Below are 23,178 nucleotides of genomic sequence, written 5' to 3'. Positions count from 1 at the left end.
TTTGGAGAATATCATCGAAATAAAAAACCTTTACAAGAAATACAAAAACTCGGAAGACTTTTCGGTTAATGATATTTCTTTGAATATTGATAAAAACGAAATCTACGGAATTCTCGGTCCCAATGGAGCAGGAAAAACCACGTTGATTTCTATGCTTTCTGGTTTGATTAAACCAACCTCAGGAAGTTTTACCATCAACGGATTGTCGCCTAAAAAAGACAGTTCCAAAATCAAACAAATCATTGGAGTCGTTCCTCAGGAATATGCGCTCTACCCGACTCTGACGGCAAAAGAAAACCTTCTGTTCTTCGGAAGTCTGTATGGTTTGAAGAACAATTACCTTCACAAAGCCATCGATGAAGCGTTGGAATTAATGGGTCTAACGAAATTTGCCAATAAAAAAGTAGACCAGTTCTCCGGTGGAATGAAGCGCCGTTGCAATTTGATTGCAGGAACGCTCCACAATCCGAAAGTTCTGTTTTTGGATGAGCCGACGGTTGGCGTTGATGTTCAATCAAAAAAAACAATAATTGATTATCTTTTAGATCTAAATAAAAAAGGAACGTGCATTATTTACACCTCGCATCACTTATCTGAAGCTGAGGAATTTTGTACAAAAATCGCCATCATAGACCACGGAAAAATCCACGCAACGGGAACTCCGCAAGAATTGGTAGAAAGAATTGCCAATGCCGAAAACCTAGAGGATGTTTTCATTTCATTAACCGGAAAAGAATTGAGAGATGTTGTATAAATTGTGGAGAAGTTTCATCAAAGAAATTCAATTATTGAAAAGAGATTCTGGCGGAATTGTCATTATATTTCTGATGCCGTTGTTGCTGATTATTACAATTACCTTAATTCAGGATTCGACATTCAAAAATCTGGAAGGTTCAAAAATTCCGATTATTTTTATCGATAAAGATAAATCTGAAATTTCTAAGAACATCAAACTAGAATTTCAACGCAGTAAAACTTTTGATTTACTCACCAATTATGATGAAAAATCCGCTCAAAATGCCGTTTTTTCTGGTGATTATCAAATGGCCATCGTCATCCCCGAAAATCTAACGAAAGATTTAAATTCAAATATTGATTCTAAAGTTCAAGCCATCGTAAGTTCGTTTGGCTTGGAGACCGATTCTACTGCTACAAAAGCCGTGGCTTCTAAAGCAAAAAACATTCATCTCTATTTCGACCCTGCAACCAATGCAGGTTTCAAAAATTCTGTGATGAATTCCATCAATAAAATGGTTTTTGAAATCGAGAATAAAAAAATATACAAAGCTTTCCAAGATCAACTGGGAACAACGGAAGACCTTAAAAATCAAAGCTTAATTAGCTTCAAAGAAATCACGCCGAACAAAGGCAAGGAAGAACTAATACCGAATTCTGTTCAGCACAACGTTCCTGCTTGGGCATTGTTTGCGATTTTCTTCATTGTGGTACCTTTGTCTATTAATTTGGTGAAAGAAAAAAGTCAGGGAACAAGCGTGAGAGTTCGCGTGAGCCCTACGCCGTATTACATTCATATTTTAGGAAAAACATTGACGTATCTTATCATTTGCGTCATCCAGTTTCTACTGATGGTAGCGGTAGGAATCTGGCTTTTCCCACTGATGGATTTGCCTCAGTTTGATGTTTCCGGAAAAATGTTCCACCTTCTCATTGTTACGCTTTTTGCGGGCTTGGCAGCGATTGGATTTGGGGTTTTAATCGGAACAATGTCCAATACTCAGGAGCAGTCGGCGCCCTTTGGAGCGACTTCAGTGGTGGTTTTGGCAGCGATTGGCGGAATCTGGGTTCCGGTTTTCCTGATGCCCGAATTTATGCAGAAAATTGCGCAGTTTTCCCCGATGAATTGGGGGCTGAATGCGTATTACGATATCATTTTAAGAAACAGCGGGATTGGCGAAATTGCCAAAGAACTTATTTTCTTATTTTTATTTTATATTGTGATGGTAACTGTTTCTTTATTGTATGAGAGGAAACAAAATAGTGTGTGATTTTTTTAGAAGCCGGGAACCTGCTGTCCACTATATCTTTTTTGTCATTGCGAACGAAGTGAAGTTATCTATTGAACCCGTCAGCAACCGCAATAACAAAAAAGGATGCCGTTCCCATCAGGGCTAGGGATTTTGTTGGAAATTCACGTTTCGTCAACCCTATCAAAGAGACAAAACTTTGGCAAAGTTGAAAGATAAATAAACAGTTCGCTCCTCTGGAGCTTTGTTTTTGGGGCTTCATTTTTTTCTACTAACAGTAAGCCCCGATGGGACTTTGCAAAGCTTCGTTAGAAGCAAACTGTTAATAGCAAATAGATATTGATAAAATTAAAGCTCTAGAAGAGCGACCTGATAATCTTATTTCAATTTTATCAGATTATAATATATTTGATTATAATTGGTGAAATCTTTGTGAAAACCTTTGTGCCCTTTGTGGTAAAAAAAAAGAATACAAAATGCAGTCTAAAAATATAACTTGTACAGAAGAAGTACGCGTACGATTCAACGAAACAGACCCGCTGGGAATTGTCTGGCACGGCCATTACATCGTGTATTTTGAAGATGGAAGAGAAGCTTTCGGAAGACAGCACGGCTTAACCTATCTCGACATCCAAAAAGCGGGATTTGTAACACCGATTGTGAAAAGTACGTGCGAACATTTTCTACCTTTGAAATACGGTGAAACATTCAACATCGTTACGACTTTCGTGAATTCTGTGTCAGCGAAACTGATTTACAAATACGAGATTTTCAATCAGCAAAATCAATTGGTTTGCAGTGGCGAAACCATTCAGGTTTTTCTGGATTCCGACAATAATTTATGCCTGTACAATCCCGAGTTTTTTCAGGCTTGGAAAAACAAAATGGGATTTTAGATGGCTTTTGGCAATTGGCTATTAGCTTTTTAAAAAATTGTTGTCCGATGAAAACAGACAAACACGATATTTACAAGATAAATCTACATTTCGCTCCTCTAGAGCTCTGTTTTTGGTGGTTTCACTTTTTTCTATTAACAGTAAATCCCGATAGGAATAAACACAGCACCGTTAGGAGCATACTGATAATAGAAAAAATTATTCAAAAATTAAAGCTCCGTAGGAGCGACCTGTTAATTGTATTTAATCGGCAATAATGTTTTCAAAATAAGATTCAAAAATTTTAGTAGTTAATGAACAAAGAAATTTACATTACAGATTACAACTGCGTCACGCCTATGGGTTTTGATGTAGAATCAAACTGGAAAGCAATTTTGCAAGGAAAATCTGGCGTTGCACTGCATAAAGTTGTTGATAATCACGAAGCTTTTTTTGTTTCTAAAATTGATTCTGAAAAGCTGGAAGAAAAATTTAATAATAACTTCAACAATAAGGATTTCACAAGACTTGAAAAAATGTTTTTACTAAGTCTGAAACCTTTAGTAGAAAGACATCCGATTTCAGATCAAACCGCTTTTATTCTCTCCACAACGAAGGGAAACATCAGCTTATTAAAGAACGAAAGCTCTCTACCGGAAGGTGTTTATCTCTCGAATTTAGCTCAAAAATTAGCAGATTTTTTCGGATTTAAAACCAAACCAATCGTGGTTTCCAACGCTTGCGTTTCTGGAGTGATGGCGATTGCTGTTGCGAAAAATATGATTCTGGCAGGAAACTATAAAGACGCTTTTGTGGTTGCTGGAGATGAGATTTCTGAGTTTGTGATTTCGGGGTTTAATTCTTTTCAAGCCATTGGAAGCGAACCTTGCAAACCTTATGACAAAAACAGAAACGGAATTAATCTGGGCGAAGCGACTGCAGCAGTTTACATCACTTCCACTCCATCAGAAAACGAAAAATTTCGGTTTAAAGTGTTAGGCGATTCTGCCATTAACGATGCCAATCATATTTCTGGCCCATCAAGAACTGGCGACGGATTGTTTGCCAGCGTGCAAAATGCGATGAATGAAGCAAATATTTCATCAGAACAAATAGATTTCATTTCCGCTCACGGAACTGCGACACTTTACAACGACGAGATGGAAGCCATTGCCTTCAACAGAATGGATTTGCAAAATGTGCCCCTCAACAGTATGAAAGGTTATTATGGACATTGTTTGGGCGCATCAGGACTTTTGGAAAGTATTATTTCTATGCAATCTGCCTTAAACAATACTTTGATTCCTTCTAAAAATTTTGAAGAAATGGGCATTTCACAAGATTTGAATATTATTAAGGAAAATAAATCGGCAAAAATTAAATATATTTTGAAAACGGCTTCGGGTTTTGGCGGATGTAATGCGGCAATTGTTTTGGAAAAAGCATAAAAATAATTTTGTAATTTTGATAGCATTAAAGTTTTAGGAAATGGAATCTACTTTAGAACTCAGAAAAAGAATTCACGACTTCAACGATATTGCAGATGAGAGAATTCTGCGCATCATTAACGGAATTATTAATGTTGAGGAGCAGGAAGACAACTATCCAGCAATTCCTGATTGGTATTATGAAAAGCTTGAAATTGAAAGGGAAAAGCATTTGAAAGGAGAAACGCCTTCGTATACTTGGGAAGAAGTAAAGCAAAAGTTGATGAAAGACTATGACTTATAAATTAATTTTAAAGTCAAGATCTCACATCGATTTAGCGGAAGCAATTGAATATTATCAAAGCAAGCGAAAAGGTTTAGGTCTTAAATTTTTAAAATGTGTTCAAAAATTTTTTGGCAGAATTACCAAAAATTCGCTCCATTATCCTTTGAAAAATAGCCAATTTCGAGAAGCATACATCCAAAAATTCCCTTTCGTAATTATTTACGAATTGATTGATAAAGAAGTTGTGGTGTTCTCTGTTTTCAACACTCATCAAAATCCAACAAAAAAGCCTTAACCTTTTTGAAAAACCTTAATGAAGAAAACAGACATTTGTACCATAGAAAACTCAAAAATAATCCTCAACGAACAAATTATTTTTGAAACTGAAACCGAAAATTTCTCAGACTTTGCGAAAGAAGCCTACAAAACTTTAGAACTGAATTATCCCAAATTTCATAAGATGGATCATCTCAGCAAACTCGCTTTTCTCGCTTCCGAAATGATTCTGAAAAACGATGATCACAGCAAAACGGCTTTGGTTTTCGCCAACAAATCTTCAAGTTTAGATACGGATTTTAAATACCAGCAAAGCATCAATTCTCAGGAAGATTTTTTCCCAAGTCCTGCGGTTTTTGTGTACACTTTACCCAATATCTGCGTAGGAGAAATCAGCATTAAACATAAAATGCAAACCGAAAATGCGTTTTTCGTTTTAGATCAATTTGATGAAGAATTTTTAAACTCCTATTCGGCACAGATTCTGCAATCTGGAAAAGCCGAAAAAGTCTTGTGTGGCTGGGTGGAACTATATCAGGAAAGTTATAAAGCTTTTGTATATTTGCTGACATTATAAATTTGATAATTTGAAAATGTGCTAATTTGAAAATGCGAAATGTTCATAATAAGTACAACAATTATTCAACAGACTAATTTTAATTTAAAATCTAACATCTGTTATATTGTAAAACATTTTCAAATTATCTAATTAACATATTTTCAAATTAATTTTTATGAGCGATTTAAAATTAGAATTAAAAAACAAAATTATAGAAGTTCTTAACCTTGAAGACGTTGCAGTAGAAGAAATCAAAGATACAGATCCACTTTTCGGTGGTGGTCTTGGTTTAGATTCTATCGACGCTTTAGAATTAATTGTACTTCTAGACAAAGACTACGGAATTAAATTGGCTGATCCGAAAAAAGGAAAAGAAATCTTCCAGTCTATCGAAGTGATGGCGAAATACATCGAAGAAAACAGAACAAAATAAATTAATTTACCAATCTAACAGTGTAACAGTCTGGCAATTATTGGTAAACTGTTACATTGCTACATTGTTACATTTGTAAAAGATGAGTCAAAAAATTGCCATTACAGGAATGGGCATTATTTCCTCCATTGGTAACAATGTTGAGGAAAATTTTATTTCGCTCACAACCGGTAAACACGGTATTTCAGACATTGAATTGTTTGAAAGTCGCCATAAAGGAAGCATCAAAACAGGCGAGATAAAATTATCTAACGAAGAACTTGTGCGGAAACTTCAACTTAGTGAAGATAACAAAGCAACGAGAACCACTTTATTGGGAATGGTTGCTGCAAAAGAAGCCGTAGAAAGTGCTGGAATATCTGATATCAACGCATACAAAACCGGGCTTATTTCCTCTACAAGTGTTGCAGGAATGGATGTCACCGAAAAATATTTCTACACCTACGAAGATTTTCCTGAAAAGCAAAAATACATCGACGCTCACGACGCAGGAAATTCATCTTTGGCGATTGCAGAATTGTTGGGTCTGAAAGGAATGGTTTCTACCATCAGCACAGCCTGTTCGTCTGCAGCCAATGCGATTATGATGGGCGCAAAACTCATTAAAAACGGCGTTCTAGACCGTGTGATTGTTGGCGGAACAGATTCACTTTCGAAGTTTACTTTGAATGGTTTTAATACGCTGATGATTTTAACTGATTCTTACAATACCCCTTTCGACAACGACAGAAAAGGTCTTAATCTGGGCGAAGCAGCTGCTTTCTTGGTTTTGGAATCTGACGAAATTGTAAAAAAAGAAAATAAAAAACCAATTGCCTATCTTTCCGGCTACGGAAATGCCAACGATGCGCACCACCAAACCGCTTCTTCGGAAAACGGGCAAGGTGCTTATCTTGCAATGGAAAAAGCTTTGAAAGTTTCTGGTTTAAATAAAGAAAACATCGATTACATCAACGTTCACGGTACCGCAACTCCGAACAATGATTTGTCTGAAGGCATTGCAATGATTCGGATTTTTGGGGAAAACAAAGTTCCTGAATTCAGTTCTACGAAAGCGTTTACTGGTCACACTTTAGCCGCAGCGGCGGGAATTGAAGCAGTTTATTCTATTTTAGCAATGCAGAACAATGTGATTTTTCCAAATCTTAATTTCAAAACAAAAATGGAAGAATTTGACCTGAAGCCAGTTACAGAACTGAAGGAGAAAAATATCACCCACGTACTTTCCAATTCATTTGGGTTTGGAGGAAACTGTTCAACTTTAATTTTCTCTAAACAATGAGTACCGTTTACATCAACAGTGCCGCCTGCATCTCGGTTCAGGACACTTTAAACGACAATTTCTTAGACCATTTAAAATCTGAAAATACAGTTCTAGTTTTAAAAGCCATTGAACCGAATTACAAAGAATTCATTCCGCCAGCGATGAGCAGAAGAATGTCTAAAACAGTGAAAATGAGTTCCGTAGCTTCCAAAAAAGCTTTACAAGAAGCTAGAATTGAAAAACCCGACGCCATCATCGTAGGAACCGGAATGGGTTGTTCACAAGATTCTGAAAAATTTCTGAAAAATGTGATTGATAACGATGAAGAGTTTTTGACGCCTACCTTTTTTATCCAGTCAACTCACAACACCGTTGCCGGACAAATCGCTTTGGGACTGCAATGTCACGGCTATAATTTCACTTACGTTAATTGCTCTTCTTCGCTGGAATTTTCTATGTTGGATGCCAAACTTCAGATTTTGGACGGTGAAGCAGACAATGTTTTGGTAGGTTCTACAGACGAGCAAACCGAGCGAACAATGGAACTGTACAAACTTACCAATGCCATTAAAAAAGAAGAAAATCTTCCGGTTGATTATTTAAACTCAAAAAGTGAAGGCGTAATTTGGGGCGAAGGTTCTAGCTTTTTTGTTTTAGGAAAAGAGAAAACTGAAAACTCTTATGCCAAACTGAAAGATATTAAAATTATTAACTCATTAGAATTAAACGAAACTCAACAATTCATTGAGGATTTTTTAGTTAAAAATAAGTTGAAAAACGAAGAGCTTGATGCTGTAATTTTTGGTTTCAGTGGAGATTCTGCATCTGATGTTTATTATAAAAATGCATCTGAATTATTTCCAAATTCTTCACTACTTTATTACAAGCATTTGAGTGGCGAATACAATACAGCAAGTGGTTTTTCAACATTTATGGCTTGCAAGATTCTTAAAAATCAAGAGATTCCAGAAGTGATGAAAATTAATGATGTGAAAAGGGAAAATATTCAAAATATTCTTCTCTATAATCATCTTGGAGGAAAAGACCATAGCTTGGTTTTGCTGGAGAAGGCTTAAAACCAAACCTTGGAGGTTTACAGACATAAAAAAATGAAACACTATTCTTTCGTCCTATTTTACTTGTTTTGCAACCTTATTATTTTCGGGTTTCAGGGAACTATTTGGGTCTACATCTTTTGTTTCATTCTATTTTCAGTAGTTGTAATTTGGGGATCGTTTGATATTCAGTTAGGATATTTTGTTAACAATTTTACCCACAAACGAACGAAAATAAAAGAAGTCGCTTTGACTTTTGATGACGGACCTACTGAGTTTACGCCGAAGTTTTTAGATGTTTTGAAGGAAAACAACATCAAAGCCACATTTTTCCGCATCGGAAAACAGATTGAAAAATATCCCGAAACTTTTCTAAGAATTATTGCGGAAGGTCACACAGTAGGAAATCACACCTTTTCACATTCTAATAATACCGGATTTTTATCAACTTCAAAAATGGTAGAGGAAATTGAAAAGTGTGATGAAATTATTTTCAAAATCGGAAAAATTAAAACCAGTTTATACCGACCACCTTTCGGCGTTACCAATCCGAATATTGCAAAAGCAATTAAAAAAACTCATAAGAAAAGCATCGGATGGAATACACGTTCTTTGGATACAATAATTTCTGATGAGAAGAAAATTTTAAATAAAATCACAAAAAATCTGCGAAAAGGAAGCATTATTCTTCTGCACGACACTTCCGAGAAAACGTACCAAGTTTTGGTCGAATTATTGTTATTTTTGGAACGTGAAAAGTATTCGACTTTCACGATTGATTCAATGATTAAATCAGAAAAATAATGTTTAAAAATATAGTTTTCATAACACTTTTCTTAATTTCAGGTTTTGTTTTTGCACAGAACACAGCAATGACGAGCGCCGAATCTAAAGCATTCGTGACAAAAATTTCTGCTGAAACCAAAGAAATCAAAACTTTGCAAAGTGATTTTGTTCAGACCAAAAAGATGGATTTTTTAGATAAAAATATTGTCACGCAAGGCAGAATGTCTTTAAAATCCCCAAATAACTTAAGCTGGAAGTACACAAAACCATATCAGTACAGTATTATCTTCAAGGAAAATAAAATTTTCATCAACGACCAAGGAAAAAAATCTTCGGTGGATGCAAAAAGCAAAACTTTTGAAAAGATCAACAAATTAATTGTAGGAAGTTCTAACGGAAAAATGTTTAGCGATCCGGAATTTGTAGTTTCATATTTTAAAAATGGAAGTTCAAACATCGCCAAGTTTACTCCAAAATCTCCTCAATTACTGAAATACATCAAACAGATTGAACTTCATTTTCCTAAAAACCAATCGACCGTTTCGCAAGTGAATATGACCGAAGCTTCGGGCGACACCACAAATATTGTTTTCAAAAACACCAAAATCAATGCGCCGATTCCTGCTGCTGAGTTTTCTTTATAGCTCAATTTTTCTGCTGTTGATTTCTTGTAAGACGTACCAGCTAAAAGATGTAAAACCTATTTCAAATTTCGAAAAAACGGTTGAAAATTTATATTTTTCGTCGAAAGAAGATTATGTATACAAATGCCAGATGGATATTTATAAAAATCACGTCAGCGGAATTTTAATCATCAAAAAAATATCAGATGACACACATCGGGTGGTGATGACATCAGATTTTGGCAATAAAATGATTGATTTTGAAATTTCTGAAAATGATTTTAAGCTCAACTATGTTTTGGCAGATTTAGATAAAAAAATGGTTATTAATTTTTTGAAAAATGATTTTCAGGAACTTTTAAGGCAAAAATACCTTGTGAACGAAAGTTTTGAAAATGAAAATTCAAGAATTTACCTCTCGAAAACTAAGAAGAAAAGCTATTATTTGTTTTTCAACAAAGAAAATAGTTTGCTCAAGCAAATCATTTATACCAAGAGCAATAAGGAAAAAATCGATTTTAGTTTTGATGCAAAAAAACCTACTTTTGCAGAGATGATTCTTCTAGACCATAAAGATTTTAAAATCAATATAAAATTATTCCAAATCACTGAAACTGAATAAATAATGCAGACTATTCTTACAGATTTTTACACATTAAAATCCTCTGAAAAGACGGAAAACGGAAGTTTTATTGCCAACATTTCCCTCAATAAAGATCACGAAATATTTAAGGGCCATTTCCCAGGCAATCCTGTAACACCAGGTGTTTGTATGATGCAGATCGTAAAAGAATTGACGGAAGAGTTTACCGGAAAAAAATTATTCCTAAAATCTGCTTCCAATGTAAAATTTATGGCGATTATTAATCCTTTTGAGACGCCAGATTTAGATTTAAGTTTCATCATTACCGAAAGTGAAACCGAAGTTAAAGTGAAAAACACTACCGCTTTTGGCGAGACTATTGCATTGAAAATGTCTGTTAATTACACTAAAATTTAAGATGAAACTGATATTATCTCTTTTCACTGGTTTGTTTTTATTTTTTCAAACATCAGATTTGGATGCCCTTAGAAATGCTTATTCTAAAGCCAATACCTCAAACGAAGGCGCAAAAAACTTCATTGAACTGGCTGATAAAAGCTCTTCTTCTGACCCATTAATCAAAGGTTACAAAGCTGCTGCAAAAATTTTGGAAGCCAAAGTGACAACAGAAAAAAACAAGAGAAAATCTTTCGTAAAATCTGGAGCTACAGAGTTGGAAACCGTGATAAAATCTAACCCCAACAACGTAGAAATGAGACTCATCAGAATGAGTATACAAGAAAATATTCCGAAAATTGTGGGATATTCTAAGAATTTAAAAGAAGACAAAGCCTATATTTTGAGTAACTATACAAGGCAAAATTCCGTACTGAAAGTGTATATTAAAAAATTTGCAATGCAGTCTAAAACAATGACCGCAACGGAAAAAAACTCATTGAAATAAATGCTGATTTCTGAAGTACAAGATGCAATAAACGAGAAGAAAATCTGCGTTTTAATTCCTACTTACAACAACGAAAAAACTTTAAAAAGAGTAATAAACGGTGTTTTAGAATATACACAAAACATCATCATCATTAATGACGGTTCTACGGATTCTACTTCAGAAATTTTAGAAAATTACTCTCAGCTTACCGTCATCAATCTTCCTGAAAATAAGGGTAAAGGAAATGGTTTGAAAATCGGTTTCAGAAAAGCAAAGATTTTTGGCTATAACTACGCAATTACTATAGATTCTGATGGACAGCACTATCCAGACGACATTCCCGTTTTTATTGAAGCATTACAGAATGCAACCGAAGATGTTTTAATTATCGGAAACCGGAATATGTCACAAGACGGAATTCCCAAAAAAAGCAGTTTCGGTAACAGGTTTTCTAACTTTTGGTTTTGGTTTGAAACCGGAATCAAGCTGGAAGATACGCAATCTGGTTACCGATTATATCCTCTATATAAAATTCCGGAAAAGTACTATACTCCAAAGTTTGAGTTTGAGATTGAAATTATCGTCCGAACCGCCTGGAGACACGTTCCCGTGAAGAATATTCCTATAAAAGTTTTGTACGATCCTGCGGAAAGAGTTTCTCATTTCAGACCTTTTAAAGATTTTACAAGAATCAGTATACTGAATACGATTTTGGTATTTTTCGCTTTGGTGTACATCAAGCCCAGAAATTTCATCCATAATTTTAGAAAGAAAAGTTTCAGGAACTTCATCAAAGAAGATGTCTTGGAAAGCGACGGGAGCAACCGCACCAAAGCGCTCTCTATTGCCTTGGGTGCATTCATTGGTCTGTCGCCGGTTTGGGGTTTTCAAACGGCTTTAACGATATCTTTGGCTGTTATTTTCAAGCTCAACAAAGTGCTGGCATTTGTTTCTTCAAACATCAGTTTCCCGCCATTTATTCCGTTTATTATTGCGGGTTCTCTCTTTATTGGTGCGCCGTTCGTAGATGGAGAAACCAACTTTCTGAATCACGAAATCAATTTCGAATTGGTGAAAAATCACCTGCTTCAGTACATTATTGGAAGTCTCATTTTGGCCAGTTCTGTTTCTACTATTTTGGGCGTTGGTTTTTATCTTTTTTTAAATAAAGTAAATCCTGAAAACGGGTAGGATTATTTGGGCAACTTTTCCGCCTTCCACTCCCAATCTTTTTGCCTACGCTTTTCCAGCCACAAAAAAGGATTTCCGTTCAAGTCGGGTTGCGCTTCGCCAAGGGGTAACCTTTTTTCCAATTATTTTGAGATTGGTCATTTATTTCAACTTCCTCAAAGTCTTCTTTAGATATTTCTGAATATTTTCTTTATCCGGAATAGTAGTAATTTCTTTTGTTAAAGCATTTTCAAGCTCAGCTTTCGCTTTCAGATAATCTTTTTGATTGAAATAGTATTTTCCAGCTTGAAAATAAACCACCCAAAAATCCGGATTTAGTGCTTGGTAATGCTTGATAAATTCATTAGACAATAATTTATCTTCATCAAACTGCGAACTCAATTTTTTAAACTCTTCATAATTCTTAAATTCTTGAGAATCCACAAAAGAATCTTTCGCAATATTTAAATTTGAACTCGCAAGTCCTCCTGTTTTTAGTCGTTCAACAGAAAAAATTGTATTCAAATCATAACAGACAAATTCACCCAACTGATACGGATTTGACGATACCCAAACCAATCGTTTCTCTGGCGAAAAAATCACAGCGTGATGTGCCAAAAGTTGGTTCAAAGCTTTCTCATTTCCATTACCTATCTTTTCATTTTTAAGCCCAGATCTATCTCGTAAAATCGAAGCCATTTTTTCAGGATTAATTTTGGGATTGGATTTTAATAGCTCGTTGAGCTTAGTAAAACGATATTCTGAATGACTTTCTAATATCTGTTTATTATTTATCTTATCATCTTTATAAGCATCTGACTGAAAATGATTAGAACAGACCATCTTTGCGACATTTTCAACATTAAAAACCCCAATTTTTACTGGCGAAATTTCTATAATTACAGCTTTTCTATCATTAGCACTTCCTACCAAAATTGATTCAGACACGAAAACTTTCCGCTTTTCAACAATCGCAATCGCTTCATCAATATTTTTGGCGAATTGCAGAATCTCTCTTGTTACTAAAGAAATTGGCGTTTTTGCTATCTTTGGAATTCTAGATTTTCCAGCGTTAATTGTTACTGTAATTCCTTCTTTATTCATCCCCGAAACCACGCCAATCATCCCTGGCCAGCTGACCGACATATAGGGAATCCCAATTTCTGGATCTACAAATTCCAGCAATTTATTCTTTGCAAAATCGTCATCTAAGAAAAAATCAAAATTTCTTCCAATCAATAGATCACCATCTTCGGTGTTTTCATTCCAAACTGCTAGAGAAGAGCATCCTACCAATGCCAAATCCTGCATTGCATGGCCAATATCGTGGGCGCCATGCAGATACATTGCTCTTCTGAATTTCGGTGCTATAAAATCATATTTATCCGAAGAATATTGAGACAACCCCAACAATTCTACCTGAAAATCATCTCTCACATGGAGATACATTTTTCTGTTGTACCATTTCAGAAAACCTCTTAAAAGATTCTGTTTAAATTTGGATGGAACAAATGTTTCTACTTTTGAAAAGAAAATCTCTTCCTGTTGCTGCATTAAACCCAGCGTTAAAGCTCCATTATTATAGCCCAACTGCAAAGGATTGCCTTTGATGTACAATTCCCAAAGTTGCTGCCTGTTTTTTGTTAAGTAATTTTGATCAAAACTAAAAGTTGAATCGTTGATTTTGCTAATTTTAGGAATCTCTACCAAATATCTTTTGGTATCAGGAATATGTTTAACAGACTTTGAAACCCCACAAGCAATGAGACTTCCAATTAAGAAAAAGTAAATAAAAAATCTAATTTTCATTAGTTTGATTTAAAATTTCTAGCAAACGTTCATCAATCAGTTCTTTACCCAAAATTTCTGCACAAGTATTAAAAGCTCCGATTGTACAACCCAAAATCCCATGCATATTAACAGATTGACCGGTTAAGAATAGATTTTCTATTTTTGTGCGTGGCGAAACCATTGTTTTTAAAGCATTTTCAGAGGTTTTTGCGTAACCGTACATATTCCCCTCAAAACTTCCGATATAATCACGATAAGACAATGGCGACGATGTGTAAATATTTTTAATCGATTCTCTCAGATTCGGAATCTTTATTTCTAAAGCCTGAATCATTTTTTCCGCTTTTTCAAATTTGAATTTTTTGTACAATTCATTTCTGTCTTGCTGTCTTGCTATCGTGTTGAAAGTATTTTCCCATTCTTTAACTTCTGTAAAATGCATGTAAGAAATTGCTGTTAAACTTTCTGCAAATTCTGGATCGTGCTTGGAAGAAGTAGAAGAAAGCATATAAGTTTCAGGCCATTTCTCTTTTTTATATTTAAAAGAATTCCAAACTAAATCTTTAGACAAAAAATGATACACATTGTAGTTAAAACTGCCAATCGACTTAGGCTTTAATACCAAATACACACTAAAACACGACGAAGTAGGCTCCCAGCTAAAAACCCTGTTGTAAAAAGATTTCTTTATTCTGTTTTCCCCAATGAGTTTTATCGCTGAACGAATTTCTATATTTGAGATAAATTGTTTAGAAAAATATTCATTTTCATCTTTAGTTTTTACTGAACTCAATAAATTATTATCACTAAAAACAAACTCAGTAACCTCGGAATGCTTGTGAACCTCTGCTCCATATTTCCGTAATTTATTAATCAGTAATTTTGAAATCTGACTTCCCCCTTTCGTACATTTGTAAGCACTTTGAATGTAGGAATTAACCGTCAAAGCATGAACATAAAATGGGGTATTTTCAGAATCTCCTGCGTACAAAAAGTTAGACCCTAGCAAAACAGACTGAAGTTTTTCGTTGGAAGTAATCGATTTGATGAATCTTTTGGTATTGAGATGCAGAATGTCTGGGTTATAATTATTTTGTGCTACAACATTGTATCTCGGAAAATAGTTACAAACTCGCTGAATTTCTTTACAGTAATTCTCAATATTTTCTCTTTCTTCAGGGAAAAATTTTGAAAGCTGTTCTACAAAATTATCATAACCTTGTGCGTGAGGATATTCTATTTCATCATCTCCGAAAGTGATTTTATCATAACAATCCTCATCCATTTTCTGAAGTTGAAGTTCTTCAATAATCTCTAAATAAGAAAAAAACTGATGGAGATTTTGCCCTTTAGACAATCCGCCCAAATAATGAACTCCTGTATCGAAAATAAGTTTGTCTCGTGAAAAAGTCTGGAGGTTTCCGCCATACTGGTTGTTTTTTTCGAGTACACAGACTTTCAGGCCTTCTTTCGCTAAAATAAGTGCAGAAACAAGACCGCCGAGACCGCTGCCGATGACCAATATGTCGTATTCTTTTTTCATTTTTTCTTAGAATTGAGATAGTAGACATTAGATGTAAAATTTACTCAACCAGTAAATTATTTCTCTAAATATATTGAAAATCAATCAATATCGTCCCAAAAATCGAAGTAATTGAACCACTGTAGTGGATATTTTTTGAGCATCGATTCCAGATTTTGGGTGTAGGAATTGAGCAAACCTTGGGAATCTCGGTTTTTTATGTTCTCTGCAACTCTTGCGTAAAGGTGATAATGGAGATTTTTTTCCTTCATCACGTAAACATACACCACGGGAACGCGCAGTCTGGAGGCAATAAGGAAAGGTCCTGCAGGAAATTTGGCCGTTTTTCCGAGCAGTTCTGCTTCCAAGAATTTTGAGCCTTCGAAATAGCGGTCACCTGTGAAACAGATGAGTTCATTGTTTAAAAGCGCCTGATTGATTTCAAAAATATGCGACATATCGTCTTTCACATAGATGAATTTCACATTGCTTTTCTTTACGGAAACACTTTCCAAGTATTCTCTAATGACTGTAACTTCCAGATCTGTTGTCACTAAGTTGATTTGGCAATCAAGATCAATATCGGCAAAAAAATGATCGGCTATTTCGAAATTACCGATGTGCGCGCTGATGAGGACGCCACCTTTTTTTTCGGCCAAAAGATTTTTGAGCGTATCAATTCCGTCGAATTCGTAGGTGTATTTTCCTCTCAACCCTGCTGAGATGGCCGTTTTATCAATTAACGTTTTTCCGAACGTAAAATAACTTTTATATACTGCTAGTTTGGCTTTCCAGAAACTGAATTTGAGCCGTTTTCTGAAGTAATATGAGATGTAATGGTTGCTCTTTTTTTCGAATAGAAAATAGTACAAAGCAACAAAATAAAGCACAAAATATGAACTGCGGATTCCTATGTTTCTAATGCACCAGACGAAGATTCTATATCCTAAAATTGTGCCTTTAGATTTGCCTTTCCACTTATTCATAGTTTCAATTTAACAATATATCAATGGAACAGTGTAACAATTTTAAAATCTATTGATACATCTCCAGATTAATACACAGTTATACTTTTTGAGTGATTTTATTTTCGATTATCGAGTAGAAATCGTTAAAAGTGATGATATTTTTGAAATCAACTTCACCTAATTTAACACCGAAATTAGATTCAATGGCCACAACCAAATCGATATAATCTAAACTGTCTAAGCCCAAAGTTTTTTTGAAATGGGCATCATTGCTAATCTCATCGGCGTCTACCTCAAACTCATTGATTAAAAAATCATTAGCAATGGCAACAATTTTTTCTCTTTCCATGTTTATTTATTCAAATTTTTTAACGATTAATGCAGAGTTGGTTCCCCCAAATCCGAAAGAATTTGACAAAAATACGTCAATTTTTTGATTTGTAGTTTCGGAGATTAAATTTATCTTTTTTGCGTCTTCATCGGGGTTTTCCAAATTAATATTCGGGGCCACAAAATCGTTCTGCATCATGAGGATCGAATAAATCACTTCACTAGCACCTGCCATCCAACATTCATGACCGGTCATCGATTTGGTAGAACTTACCGGAACTTTACTTCCAAAAATTTCATAGATTGCTTTAGCTTCATTGGCATCGCCCAAAGGTGTAGAAGTTGCGTGGGCATTGATGTAATCTATGTCTTTTGGAGAAAGATGGGCTTGTTTCAGAGATCTTTCCATAGCCAGAGCTGGGCCGTCTACATTAGGCGTAGAAATATGTCCGCCGTTGGATGAGAATCCGTAGCCTACAATTTCTGCAAGGATTGTAGCACCTCTTTTCTGTGCAGATTCTAGACTTTCCACGATCATGGTGGCTGCACCTCCGCTAGGAATAAGCCCGTCTCTTCCCGAATCAAAAGGTCTTGAAGCTTTGGTAGGTTCATTTTCTCTTACTGAAAAAACTCCTAAACCATCAAAACTTGCCATAGAATATTTGTTCGTTTCCTGGGCCCCACCGCAAATGATAGTCTCTTGAAACCCGTTTTTAATCATCATATAAGCAAATCCCAAAGAATGAGAACCGCTAGCACAGGCTGCGCTGATGGTTAAATTGATTCCTCTTAATTTAAAAATGGTAGAAAGATTCATTGTCACAGTGGAGTTCATCGATTTGAAAATCGCTCCTGAACCCATTAATGTCGTATCTTTTTTTTCTCTCGCAATGTCGATAGATTCTACAACAGCTTTTGAAACGCTGTCGTTTCCGTATAAAATTCCAACTTCATTTTGGTCTAAAAAATCTTGGTCGATATTCGCTTGTTTCAAAGCATCAAGGGTTGCTACATAGGCGTACTCGCTTTCTTCTCCCATGCTTACGCGTTGTCGTCTGCTGAGAAGATTTTTCAGATCAGGTTTCGGAACTACCCCACTAAGACCAGATCTGAAACCAAATTCTTTTCTTTCATCAACCAAAACAATTCCGGATTTACCTTCGTATAGAGATTCTTTCACCTCTTCCAAAGAAGTTCCGATGCAAGAATAAATTCCCATTCCGGTAATGACTACCCTATTTTCCATCATTTTAAATTTAACAATGTATCAATTTAGCAATGTATGTAACAATTTTAAATATTGCTAAATTGCTTCATTGCTACATTGGCACGTTATTTACGAATAAATTCCGCCGTTGATATTAATAATTTCTCCTGTGATGTAAGATGCTTTTTTTGACGCTAAAAACGCAACCAAATCTGCCACTTCTTCCGCTTCACCAAAACGGTTTGCAGGAATCATGGCCTTCAGTTCGTCTTCATTGAAATCCTGCGTCATATCCGTTTTTATGAAACCTGGCGCCACGGCATTTACCGTGATGTTTCTCTTGGCAACTTCCTGAGCGAGAGCTTTTGTAACGCCCACCAAAGCGCCTTTTGCGGCTGAGTAATTGGTTTGTCCGGCAGTTCCTTTTACTCCGGAAACAGAAACCATATTAATGATTCTTCCGTATTTGTTTCTCAATAACTTCTGAATGAAGAAATTGGTGACGTTATAAAAACCATTCAAACTCGTGTTAATCACAGAGTTCCAGTCTTCACTTGGCATCCACATGAATAATCCGTCTCTTGTAATTCCGGCATTATTAACGATAACCTCAACGATAGCTTTTGGATTTTTTTCCTGCCATTCGTTTAAAATCTGTTGAGTTTCCTCGGCATTTCCTACATCGAATTTAAGGATTTCTCCTGTAGAACCCAATTCTTCAACTTTAGCCAAAGTTTCCTTTGCTGCAGCTTCATTGGAAGTGTAGTTGATGAGAATATGATAATTTTTTTCTTCTGCCAGTTTTATACAGATTGCTCTTCCGATACCTCGGGAACCACCTGTGATGATTGCACATTTCATGTGTGTTTTAGTTTATTTAAATATTGACAACTAAAAGTAGCCAATAATTACATTGTCTTTAAATATTTTTTCACTTCCTCCAAATAAGGATACATCACCATATCATTTGAAAATGCTGGTATAATCTTTCTAATTGCGTCGTACAATTCTCTTGTTGACGATGAAACTTGATCTTTAAAATCAAGATATTCAATTGCCTGAATGATCGTGATTGCTTCAATCGCCAGTACTTCAAATGCATTTTCAATGACCTTTCTGCAAATCACTGCAGCATTGGTTCCCATGCTTACAATATCCTGATTATCATTATTATTAGGTATACTGTGAACATACATTGAGTTTGATAACATCTGACTTTCTGCTGTGGTAGAAGTGGCAGTAAACTGAACACCCTGCATCCCAAAATTGAAACCTAGTTTACCTAAATTGACGAAAGGAGGCAAGATTTCATTTATTTTTGAATTCAAAAGATAGTTTAATTGTCTTTCTGCCAACATCGTGAGCTTTGTCACGACAATTTTCAACTTGTCCATTTCCAAAGATATATAATCTCCGTGGAAGTTTCCGCCGTGGTAAACATGCTGATTTTCAACATCTATAATTGGATTATCGTTGGCAGAATTAATTTCGTTTTCTAACACTTTTTCAGTATATTCCAACGTATCTAAAATAGGCCCCAAAATCTGCGGAACACATCTTAAAGAATAATATTCCTGCACTTTTTCTTTAAAAACCTTTTCCTGCTCTTCGAAATGAGTATATAAATGATCGGCTCTTTTTCTAATCAATTTACTATCAGACAAATGTTCGCGCATTTTGGCCGCTATTTTTTGCTGACCAGCATGAAGTTTTGTTCCGTTTAAAGCTTCTGATAAATGATCGTCATAAGCCTGAACGATTTCATTGATTGCACAAGATAATTTAATTGAAATATCTGTTAATTGATTGGCTTTGTAAGCATTTACAATACCAATCCCAGACATCACAGAGGTTCCGTTCATTAACGCTAAACCTTCACGAATTTCTACTTTGATCGGCTCTAAACCTTCAGTTTCAAAAACTTCTTTGGTTGATTTTCTTTCACCTTTATAAAAAACTTCACCTTCACCAATCAATACTAAAGCTAAATGTGCCAATTGTACCAAATCTCCACTTGCTCCTACTCCACCGTGTTCAAAAATTAATGGTGTAACATCTCTGTTAATTAATTCTTTAAGTAAAAAAACAACAGATTCATGAACTCCGGAATTCCCTAATGATAATGTGTTTAATCTAGCCAACATACAAGCTTTCACCTCATCTGCCGGAAGCGGATTTCCTATACCCGAAGAGTGACTTCTGATTAAATTATATTGAAGCTGATGGGTATCTTCATCACTTATTTTGAACTGAGCCATAGGCCCGAACCCCGTATTGACTCCATAAATCACTTTATTTTTTGAAAATTCTTTTAGAAAAGAAAAACTTTCATTCACTCTCTGGAGAAGTGATGGATCTAATTCTATGCTTTCGTTTTCAATAATAATTCTCTGAAAATCTCTCAGTTCTAAAAAGTTATTTATTTTCATCTATTAAAAGTAATAGTATATAATTTTGTAAAATACAATTAATTGTCACTAATTTTGCGCAAAGATAAAAGTTTTATTAAACAAATGAACAAAGAAATTGTTGATGTTTTAGTTATTGGAGCTGGACCTTCTGGTTGCGTCTCTTCCGCATATCTGAAGAAGAATAACATCAACGTGAAAGTAGTAGAAAAGGCAAAATTCCCGAGACTTGTAGTCGGCGAAAGCTTGATTCCGCGAGTGATGGATCATTTTGAAGAAGCCGGATTATTTCCTGCATTAGATAAAATGGGCTTCGAAAAGAAACTCGGAGCACGTTTTATGCGAGGAAACGAAGTATGTATTTTCGATTTCAGCAACAAATTCGGGAAAGGCTGGGACTGGACATGGCAGGTTCCTAGAGCAGATTTTGACAATACTTTGGCTCAGGAAGTGATTAATAAAGGAGTTGATCTTGAATTTGAAACTGAGGTGATTGGTATTGAATTTAACGGGACAGATTCCATTACGACCGTAACGACAAAAGAAGGTGAAACGAAGGAAATCCATGCAAAATTCGTAATTGATTCAAGCGGTTACGGGAGAGTTCTTCCGAGACTACTAGATTTAGAAAAACCCTCAAAGCTTTCACCCCACTCTGCAATTTTTGCTCACGTTGAAGATGTTAACAGAGAAAAAGGTGAAGAAGGAACCTTGATTTCTTTTGACATTATCGAAACAGAGGTTTGGCTATGGGTAATTCCTTTCTCCAATGGAAATACGAGTATAGGAATTGTGGGACCTACTGATTATATCGATAAACTTTCTGAAAATGGAGATACAACCGAGGCCTTAAGAAAAGCAATTTTTCTTTCAGATTACTATGTAAAACGTTTCGGTGGTGTAGATTTTCTTTTTGAACCACGACACCTGAAAGACTATTCTTGTTCGGTAAAAAAACTATTTGGAGACGGCTTTGCCTTAACAGGAAATGCTTCTGAATTTCTTGATCCAGTTTTTTCATCAGGAATGGCCTTTGCCACCGAAGGCGGAATGACGGCTGCAAAACTTGCAATAAGACAATTAAATGGCGAAAAGATAGATTGGCAGACAGAATTTGCAGACTACATATTATATGGAGTGAATGTTTTTACAACTTATGTAAAAGAATGGTACACAGGAAATCTTCAGGAATTGTTTTTCCACCAACCGGAAAACGCCGATGTAAAAAGAAAAATTTGCGCAGTTTTGGCGGGTTATGTTTGGGACAAAAAAAATACATTTGTGAGAATACACGATACAGCCATTGTAAACTTAGCCAATTTCATCAAAACAGAAAAGCAACAAGCATAAAAAAACGGTCTGAAAATTCTCAGACCGTTTTTCATTTATCTTAGATCAACAAAGTTAATGGGCTTTCTGCTGTTTGGATTAAATACCGCTTTAGATAAAACATCAAAATCCACCATTTCAATTTTTGGGCTTACTCTTAATTTTGCACGGAAATGATCTCTTACTTCACCTTCAAAACCTTCGTCATCTCTTTCAGCACTCAGCTTAATGATAATTTCATCCAAACCAATTTCATTCGATTGAATTACAATTTGGTAACACAAAATCCCGTCAAAATCATTCAGAATATCGTTCATTGCTGGTGGATACAACGTTGTTCCTTTATATTTAATCATTTGCTGTTTTCGTCCGACAACCGGTCCCAACCTCATCGTATTTCTACCACATTCACAAGGCTCATAATGAGCTTTAACTAAATCTCCCGTTTTAAACCTTAGTAAAGGAAGCGCTTCAACTCCCAACGTTGTAATTGTCAACTCACCACTTTCACCATCTTCCACAGGATTTTCATTATCATCAAGAATTTCTGTAATAATCAATTCGGGATGCTGGTGACCGCCAATCTGAAATTCACATTCTGTAAAGGCAGTGCTCATTTCTGTAGATGCGTAAGTGGAAAATAATTTAATGTTCCACTTTTCCTTGATCTTAAGAGAAAGAATATTATCTGTAAAATCCTGATTTTTGATACTTTCACCAATACAAACAGCTCCGAGAACACTAGAATTTTTATAATCAATGCCATTTTTCTCAGCGTAATCAATCATTTTTAAAAGAAATGACGGAACTGTAATTAAATATTTTGGTTGATATCTAAAAATTGAATCCCACTGAAGTTCAGGAATTCCTGGGCCCATTCTGATGACACTTGCCCCCATTTTTCGTAAACCTAAAAGATAAGCGAGCCCAGCAATAAATCTTTTGTCAATCGTGGTTATCATTTGAACAACGTCAGCTTTAGAAATTCCGGCACACGAAAGAGAAACCGCTTCGTTGTAGGCAATTCTTTCCATATCCTTTTCTGACAATCCGAAAGTTACAGGATCACCTAAAGTTCCGGAAGTCGTACTATAATCAATGATTTGATTTTGAGGAACACAGAAAAAGTCCTCATTATTCTGCTGAATATCATTCTTTGAAGTCGTTGGGATTTTCTGCAAATCTTCCAAAGTCTGGATATCAGAAATCTGAATATTATTTTCTTTGAATAACTTCTGATAGAAAGGTGAATGCGCCTGAAGATACTGCAAAAGGTCCTGAAGTTTTTCTTCCTGGAATTTTTTGATGTCCTGAATGCTTGATTTCTCGATGAGTGGGAAGAGTTCCAATAGTTTAAATTTAGGTGACAAATTTATTTAATTTAAAATTAAAAGTTGGAAGCTAAATTTTCCCAC

General features: G+C 35.4%; 25 protein-coding genes. 17 read left to right on the top strand and 8 right to left on the bottom strand.

Annotated elements, in window-relative coordinates; all coding sequences use genetic code 11:
* Position 1: 1 nt before the first annotated feature.
* From BW939_RS14380 to BW939_RS14300, 16 genes are all read left to right on the top strand, one after another.
* Positions 2 to 754 carry an ABC transporter ATP-binding protein gene (locus BW939_RS14380; protein WP_076452714.1) on the top strand — a complete coding sequence of 251 codons (753 nt, stop codon included), beginning with the start codon at positions 2 to 4 and terminating at the stop codon, positions 752 to 754.
* Positions 744 to 2,006, top strand: coding sequence for an ABC transporter permease (locus BW939_RS14375; RefSeq protein WP_076452713.1), 1,263 nt, complete (start codon positions 744 to 746; stop codon positions 2,004 to 2,006). Before BW939_RS14380 ends, BW939_RS14375 begins: the two co-directional genes overlap by 11 nt.
* 455 nt (positions 2,007 to 2,461) lie before the next feature.
* Positions 2,462 to 2,881, top strand: a complete 420-nt coding sequence (locus BW939_RS14370; protein ID WP_076452712.1) for an acyl-CoA thioesterase — start codon at positions 2,462 to 2,464, stop codon at positions 2,879 to 2,881.
* Positions 2,882 to 3,174: 293 nt separating this feature from the next.
* Positions 3,175 to 4,308 (top strand): beta-ketoacyl synthase N-terminal-like domain-containing protein, encoded by a 1,134-nt coding sequence (locus BW939_RS14360; protein WP_076452710.1) that lies wholly within the window; start codon positions 3,175 to 3,177, stop codon positions 4,306 to 4,308.
* Between the two features lie 40 nt (positions 4,309 to 4,348).
* Positions 4,349 to 4,591: a hypothetical protein gene (locus tag BW939_RS14355; RefSeq protein ID WP_076452709.1), complete on the top strand. Its 243-nt coding sequence runs from the start codon at positions 4,349 to 4,351 to the stop codon at positions 4,589 to 4,591.
* A complete protein-coding gene (locus BW939_RS14350) occupies positions 4,581 to 4,868 on the top strand; it encodes a type II toxin-antitoxin system RelE/ParE family toxin (RefSeq protein WP_076452708.1) in 288 nt (95 codons plus the stop codon). The genes BW939_RS14355 and BW939_RS14350 overlap by 11 nt, the downstream gene beginning before the upstream one ends.
* Before the next feature lie 18 nt (positions 4,869 to 4,886).
* Positions 4,887 to 5,426, top strand: a complete 540-nt coding sequence (locus BW939_RS14345; protein ID WP_076452707.1) for a 3-oxoacyl-ACP synthase — start codon at positions 4,887 to 4,889, stop codon at positions 5,424 to 5,426.
* A gap of 157 nt (positions 5,427 to 5,583) precedes the next feature.
* Positions 5,584 to 5,841: a phosphopantetheine-binding protein gene (locus BW939_RS14340; protein WP_076452706.1), complete on the top strand. Its 258-nt coding sequence runs from the start codon at positions 5,584 to 5,586 to the stop codon at positions 5,839 to 5,841.
* Between the two features lie 82 nt (positions 5,842 to 5,923).
* On the top strand, positions 5,924 to 7,123 hold the full coding sequence (locus BW939_RS14335) for a beta-ketoacyl-[acyl-carrier-protein] synthase family protein (protein WP_076452705.1): 1,200 nt from the start codon (positions 5,924 to 5,926) through the stop codon (positions 7,121 to 7,123).
* Positions 7,120 to 8,181: a beta-ketoacyl synthase N-terminal-like domain-containing protein gene (locus BW939_RS14330; protein ID WP_076452704.1), complete on the top strand. Its 1,062-nt coding sequence runs from the start codon at positions 7,120 to 7,122 to the stop codon at positions 8,179 to 8,181. Before BW939_RS14335 ends, BW939_RS14330 begins: the two co-directional genes overlap by 4 nt.
* Positions 8,182 to 8,214: 33 nt before the next feature.
* On the top strand, positions 8,215 to 8,964 hold the full coding sequence (locus tag BW939_RS14325) for a polysaccharide deacetylase family protein (RefSeq protein ID WP_076452747.1): 750 nt from the start codon (positions 8,215 to 8,217) through the stop codon (positions 8,962 to 8,964).
* The gene (locus BW939_RS14320; RefSeq protein ID WP_076452703.1) at positions 8,964 to 9,590 is read left to right on the top strand and encodes a flexirubin biosynthesis/transport protein LolA2; all 627 of its coding nucleotides are present in this window, start codon (positions 8,964 to 8,966) and stop codon (positions 9,588 to 9,590) included. The genes BW939_RS14325 and BW939_RS14320 overlap by 1 nt, the downstream gene beginning before the upstream one ends.
* On the top strand, positions 9,556 to 10,191 hold the full coding sequence (locus BW939_RS14315; protein WP_076452702.1) for a flexirubin biosynthesis protein LolB2: 636 nt from the start codon (positions 9,556 to 9,558) through the stop codon (positions 10,189 to 10,191). Before BW939_RS14320 ends, BW939_RS14315 begins: the two co-directional genes overlap by 35 nt.
* 3 nt (positions 10,192 to 10,194) lie before the next feature.
* Positions 10,195 to 10,569 carry an ApeI family dehydratase gene (locus BW939_RS14310; RefSeq protein ID WP_185094323.1) on the top strand — a complete coding sequence of 125 codons (375 nt, stop codon included), beginning with the start codon at positions 10,195 to 10,197 and terminating at the stop codon, positions 10,567 to 10,569.
* Between the two features lies 1 nt (position 10,570).
* Positions 10,571 to 11,056, top strand: coding sequence for a hypothetical protein (locus tag BW939_RS14305; RefSeq protein WP_028121050.1), 486 nt, complete (start codon positions 10,571 to 10,573; stop codon positions 11,054 to 11,056).
* Complete coding sequence (locus BW939_RS14300; protein WP_076452701.1) at positions 11,057 to 12,229, top strand: DUF2062 domain-containing protein; 1,173 nt, start codon at positions 11,057 to 11,059, stop codon at positions 12,227 to 12,229.
* A 141-nt stretch (positions 12,230 to 12,370) separates the two neighbouring features.
* Here the strand turns inward: BW939_RS14300 and BW939_RS14295 are convergent, their stop codons facing one another.
* The 7 genes from BW939_RS14295 to BW939_RS14265 form a co-directional block, all read right to left on the bottom strand.
* Positions 12,371 to 14,017 (bottom strand): C45 family autoproteolytic acyltransferase/hydolase, encoded by a 1,647-nt coding sequence (locus tag BW939_RS14295; RefSeq protein WP_076452700.1) that lies wholly within the window; start codon positions 14,015 to 14,017, stop codon positions 12,371 to 12,373.
* Complete coding sequence (locus tag BW939_RS14290) at positions 14,007 to 15,542, bottom strand: phytoene desaturase family protein (RefSeq protein ID WP_076452699.1); 1,536 nt, start codon at positions 15,540 to 15,542, stop codon at positions 14,007 to 14,009. The genes BW939_RS14295 and BW939_RS14290 overlap by 11 nt, the downstream gene beginning before the upstream one ends.
* 80 nt (positions 15,543 to 15,622) lie before the next feature.
* Positions 15,623 to 16,507 (bottom strand): LpxL/LpxP family acyltransferase, encoded by an 885-nt coding sequence (locus BW939_RS14285; RefSeq protein ID WP_076452698.1) that lies wholly within the window; start codon positions 16,505 to 16,507, stop codon positions 15,623 to 15,625.
* Between the two features lie 79 nt (positions 16,508 to 16,586).
* Positions 16,587 to 16,838 (bottom strand): acyl carrier protein, encoded by a 252-nt coding sequence (locus tag BW939_RS14280; RefSeq protein ID WP_076452697.1) that lies wholly within the window; start codon positions 16,836 to 16,838, stop codon positions 16,587 to 16,589.
* Between the two features lie 6 nt (positions 16,839 to 16,844).
* A complete protein-coding gene (locus BW939_RS14275; protein WP_076452746.1) occupies positions 16,845 to 18,065 on the bottom strand; it encodes a beta-ketoacyl-[acyl-carrier-protein] synthase family protein in 1,221 nt (406 codons plus the stop codon).
* Between the two features lie 90 nt (positions 18,066 to 18,155).
* Positions 18,156 to 18,887 carry a flexirubin biosynthesis SDR family reductase FlxB gene (gene fabG, locus BW939_RS14270; protein ID WP_076452696.1) on the bottom strand — a complete coding sequence of 244 codons (732 nt, stop codon included), beginning with the start codon at positions 18,885 to 18,887 and terminating at the stop codon, positions 18,156 to 18,158.
* Between the two features lie 47 nt (positions 18,888 to 18,934).
* On the bottom strand, positions 18,935 to 20,455 hold the full coding sequence (locus tag BW939_RS14265; protein ID WP_076452695.1) for a flexirubin biosynthesis tyrosine ammonia-lyase FlxA: 1,521 nt from the start codon (positions 20,453 to 20,455) through the stop codon (positions 18,935 to 18,937).
* A gap of 84 nt (positions 20,456 to 20,539) precedes the next feature.
* Between BW939_RS14265 and BW939_RS14260 the strand changes: the two genes are divergently transcribed.
* Complete coding sequence (locus BW939_RS14260) at positions 20,540 to 21,784, top strand: NAD(P)/FAD-dependent oxidoreductase (protein ID WP_076452694.1); 1,245 nt, start codon at positions 20,540 to 20,542, stop codon at positions 21,782 to 21,784.
* A gap of 35 nt (positions 21,785 to 21,819) precedes the next feature.
* On the opposite strand, the gene BW939_RS14255 is transcribed toward BW939_RS14260, so the two are convergent.
* Entirely contained in the window at positions 21,820 to 23,112 is a 1,293-nt protein-coding gene (locus BW939_RS14255) for a flexirubin biosynthesis putative acyl-CoA ligase FlxY (protein WP_076452693.1), read from the bottom strand.
* Positions 23,113 to 23,178: the final 66 nt, after the last annotated feature.

The organism is Chryseobacterium piscicola, assembly GCF_900156685.1.
GTDB lineage: Bacteria > Bacteroidota > Bacteroidia > Flavobacteriales > Weeksellaceae > Chryseobacterium > Chryseobacterium piscicola.
Note: the sequence above shows the minus strand (reverse complement) of the source record. Positions and strands in the feature narration are given on the sequence as shown.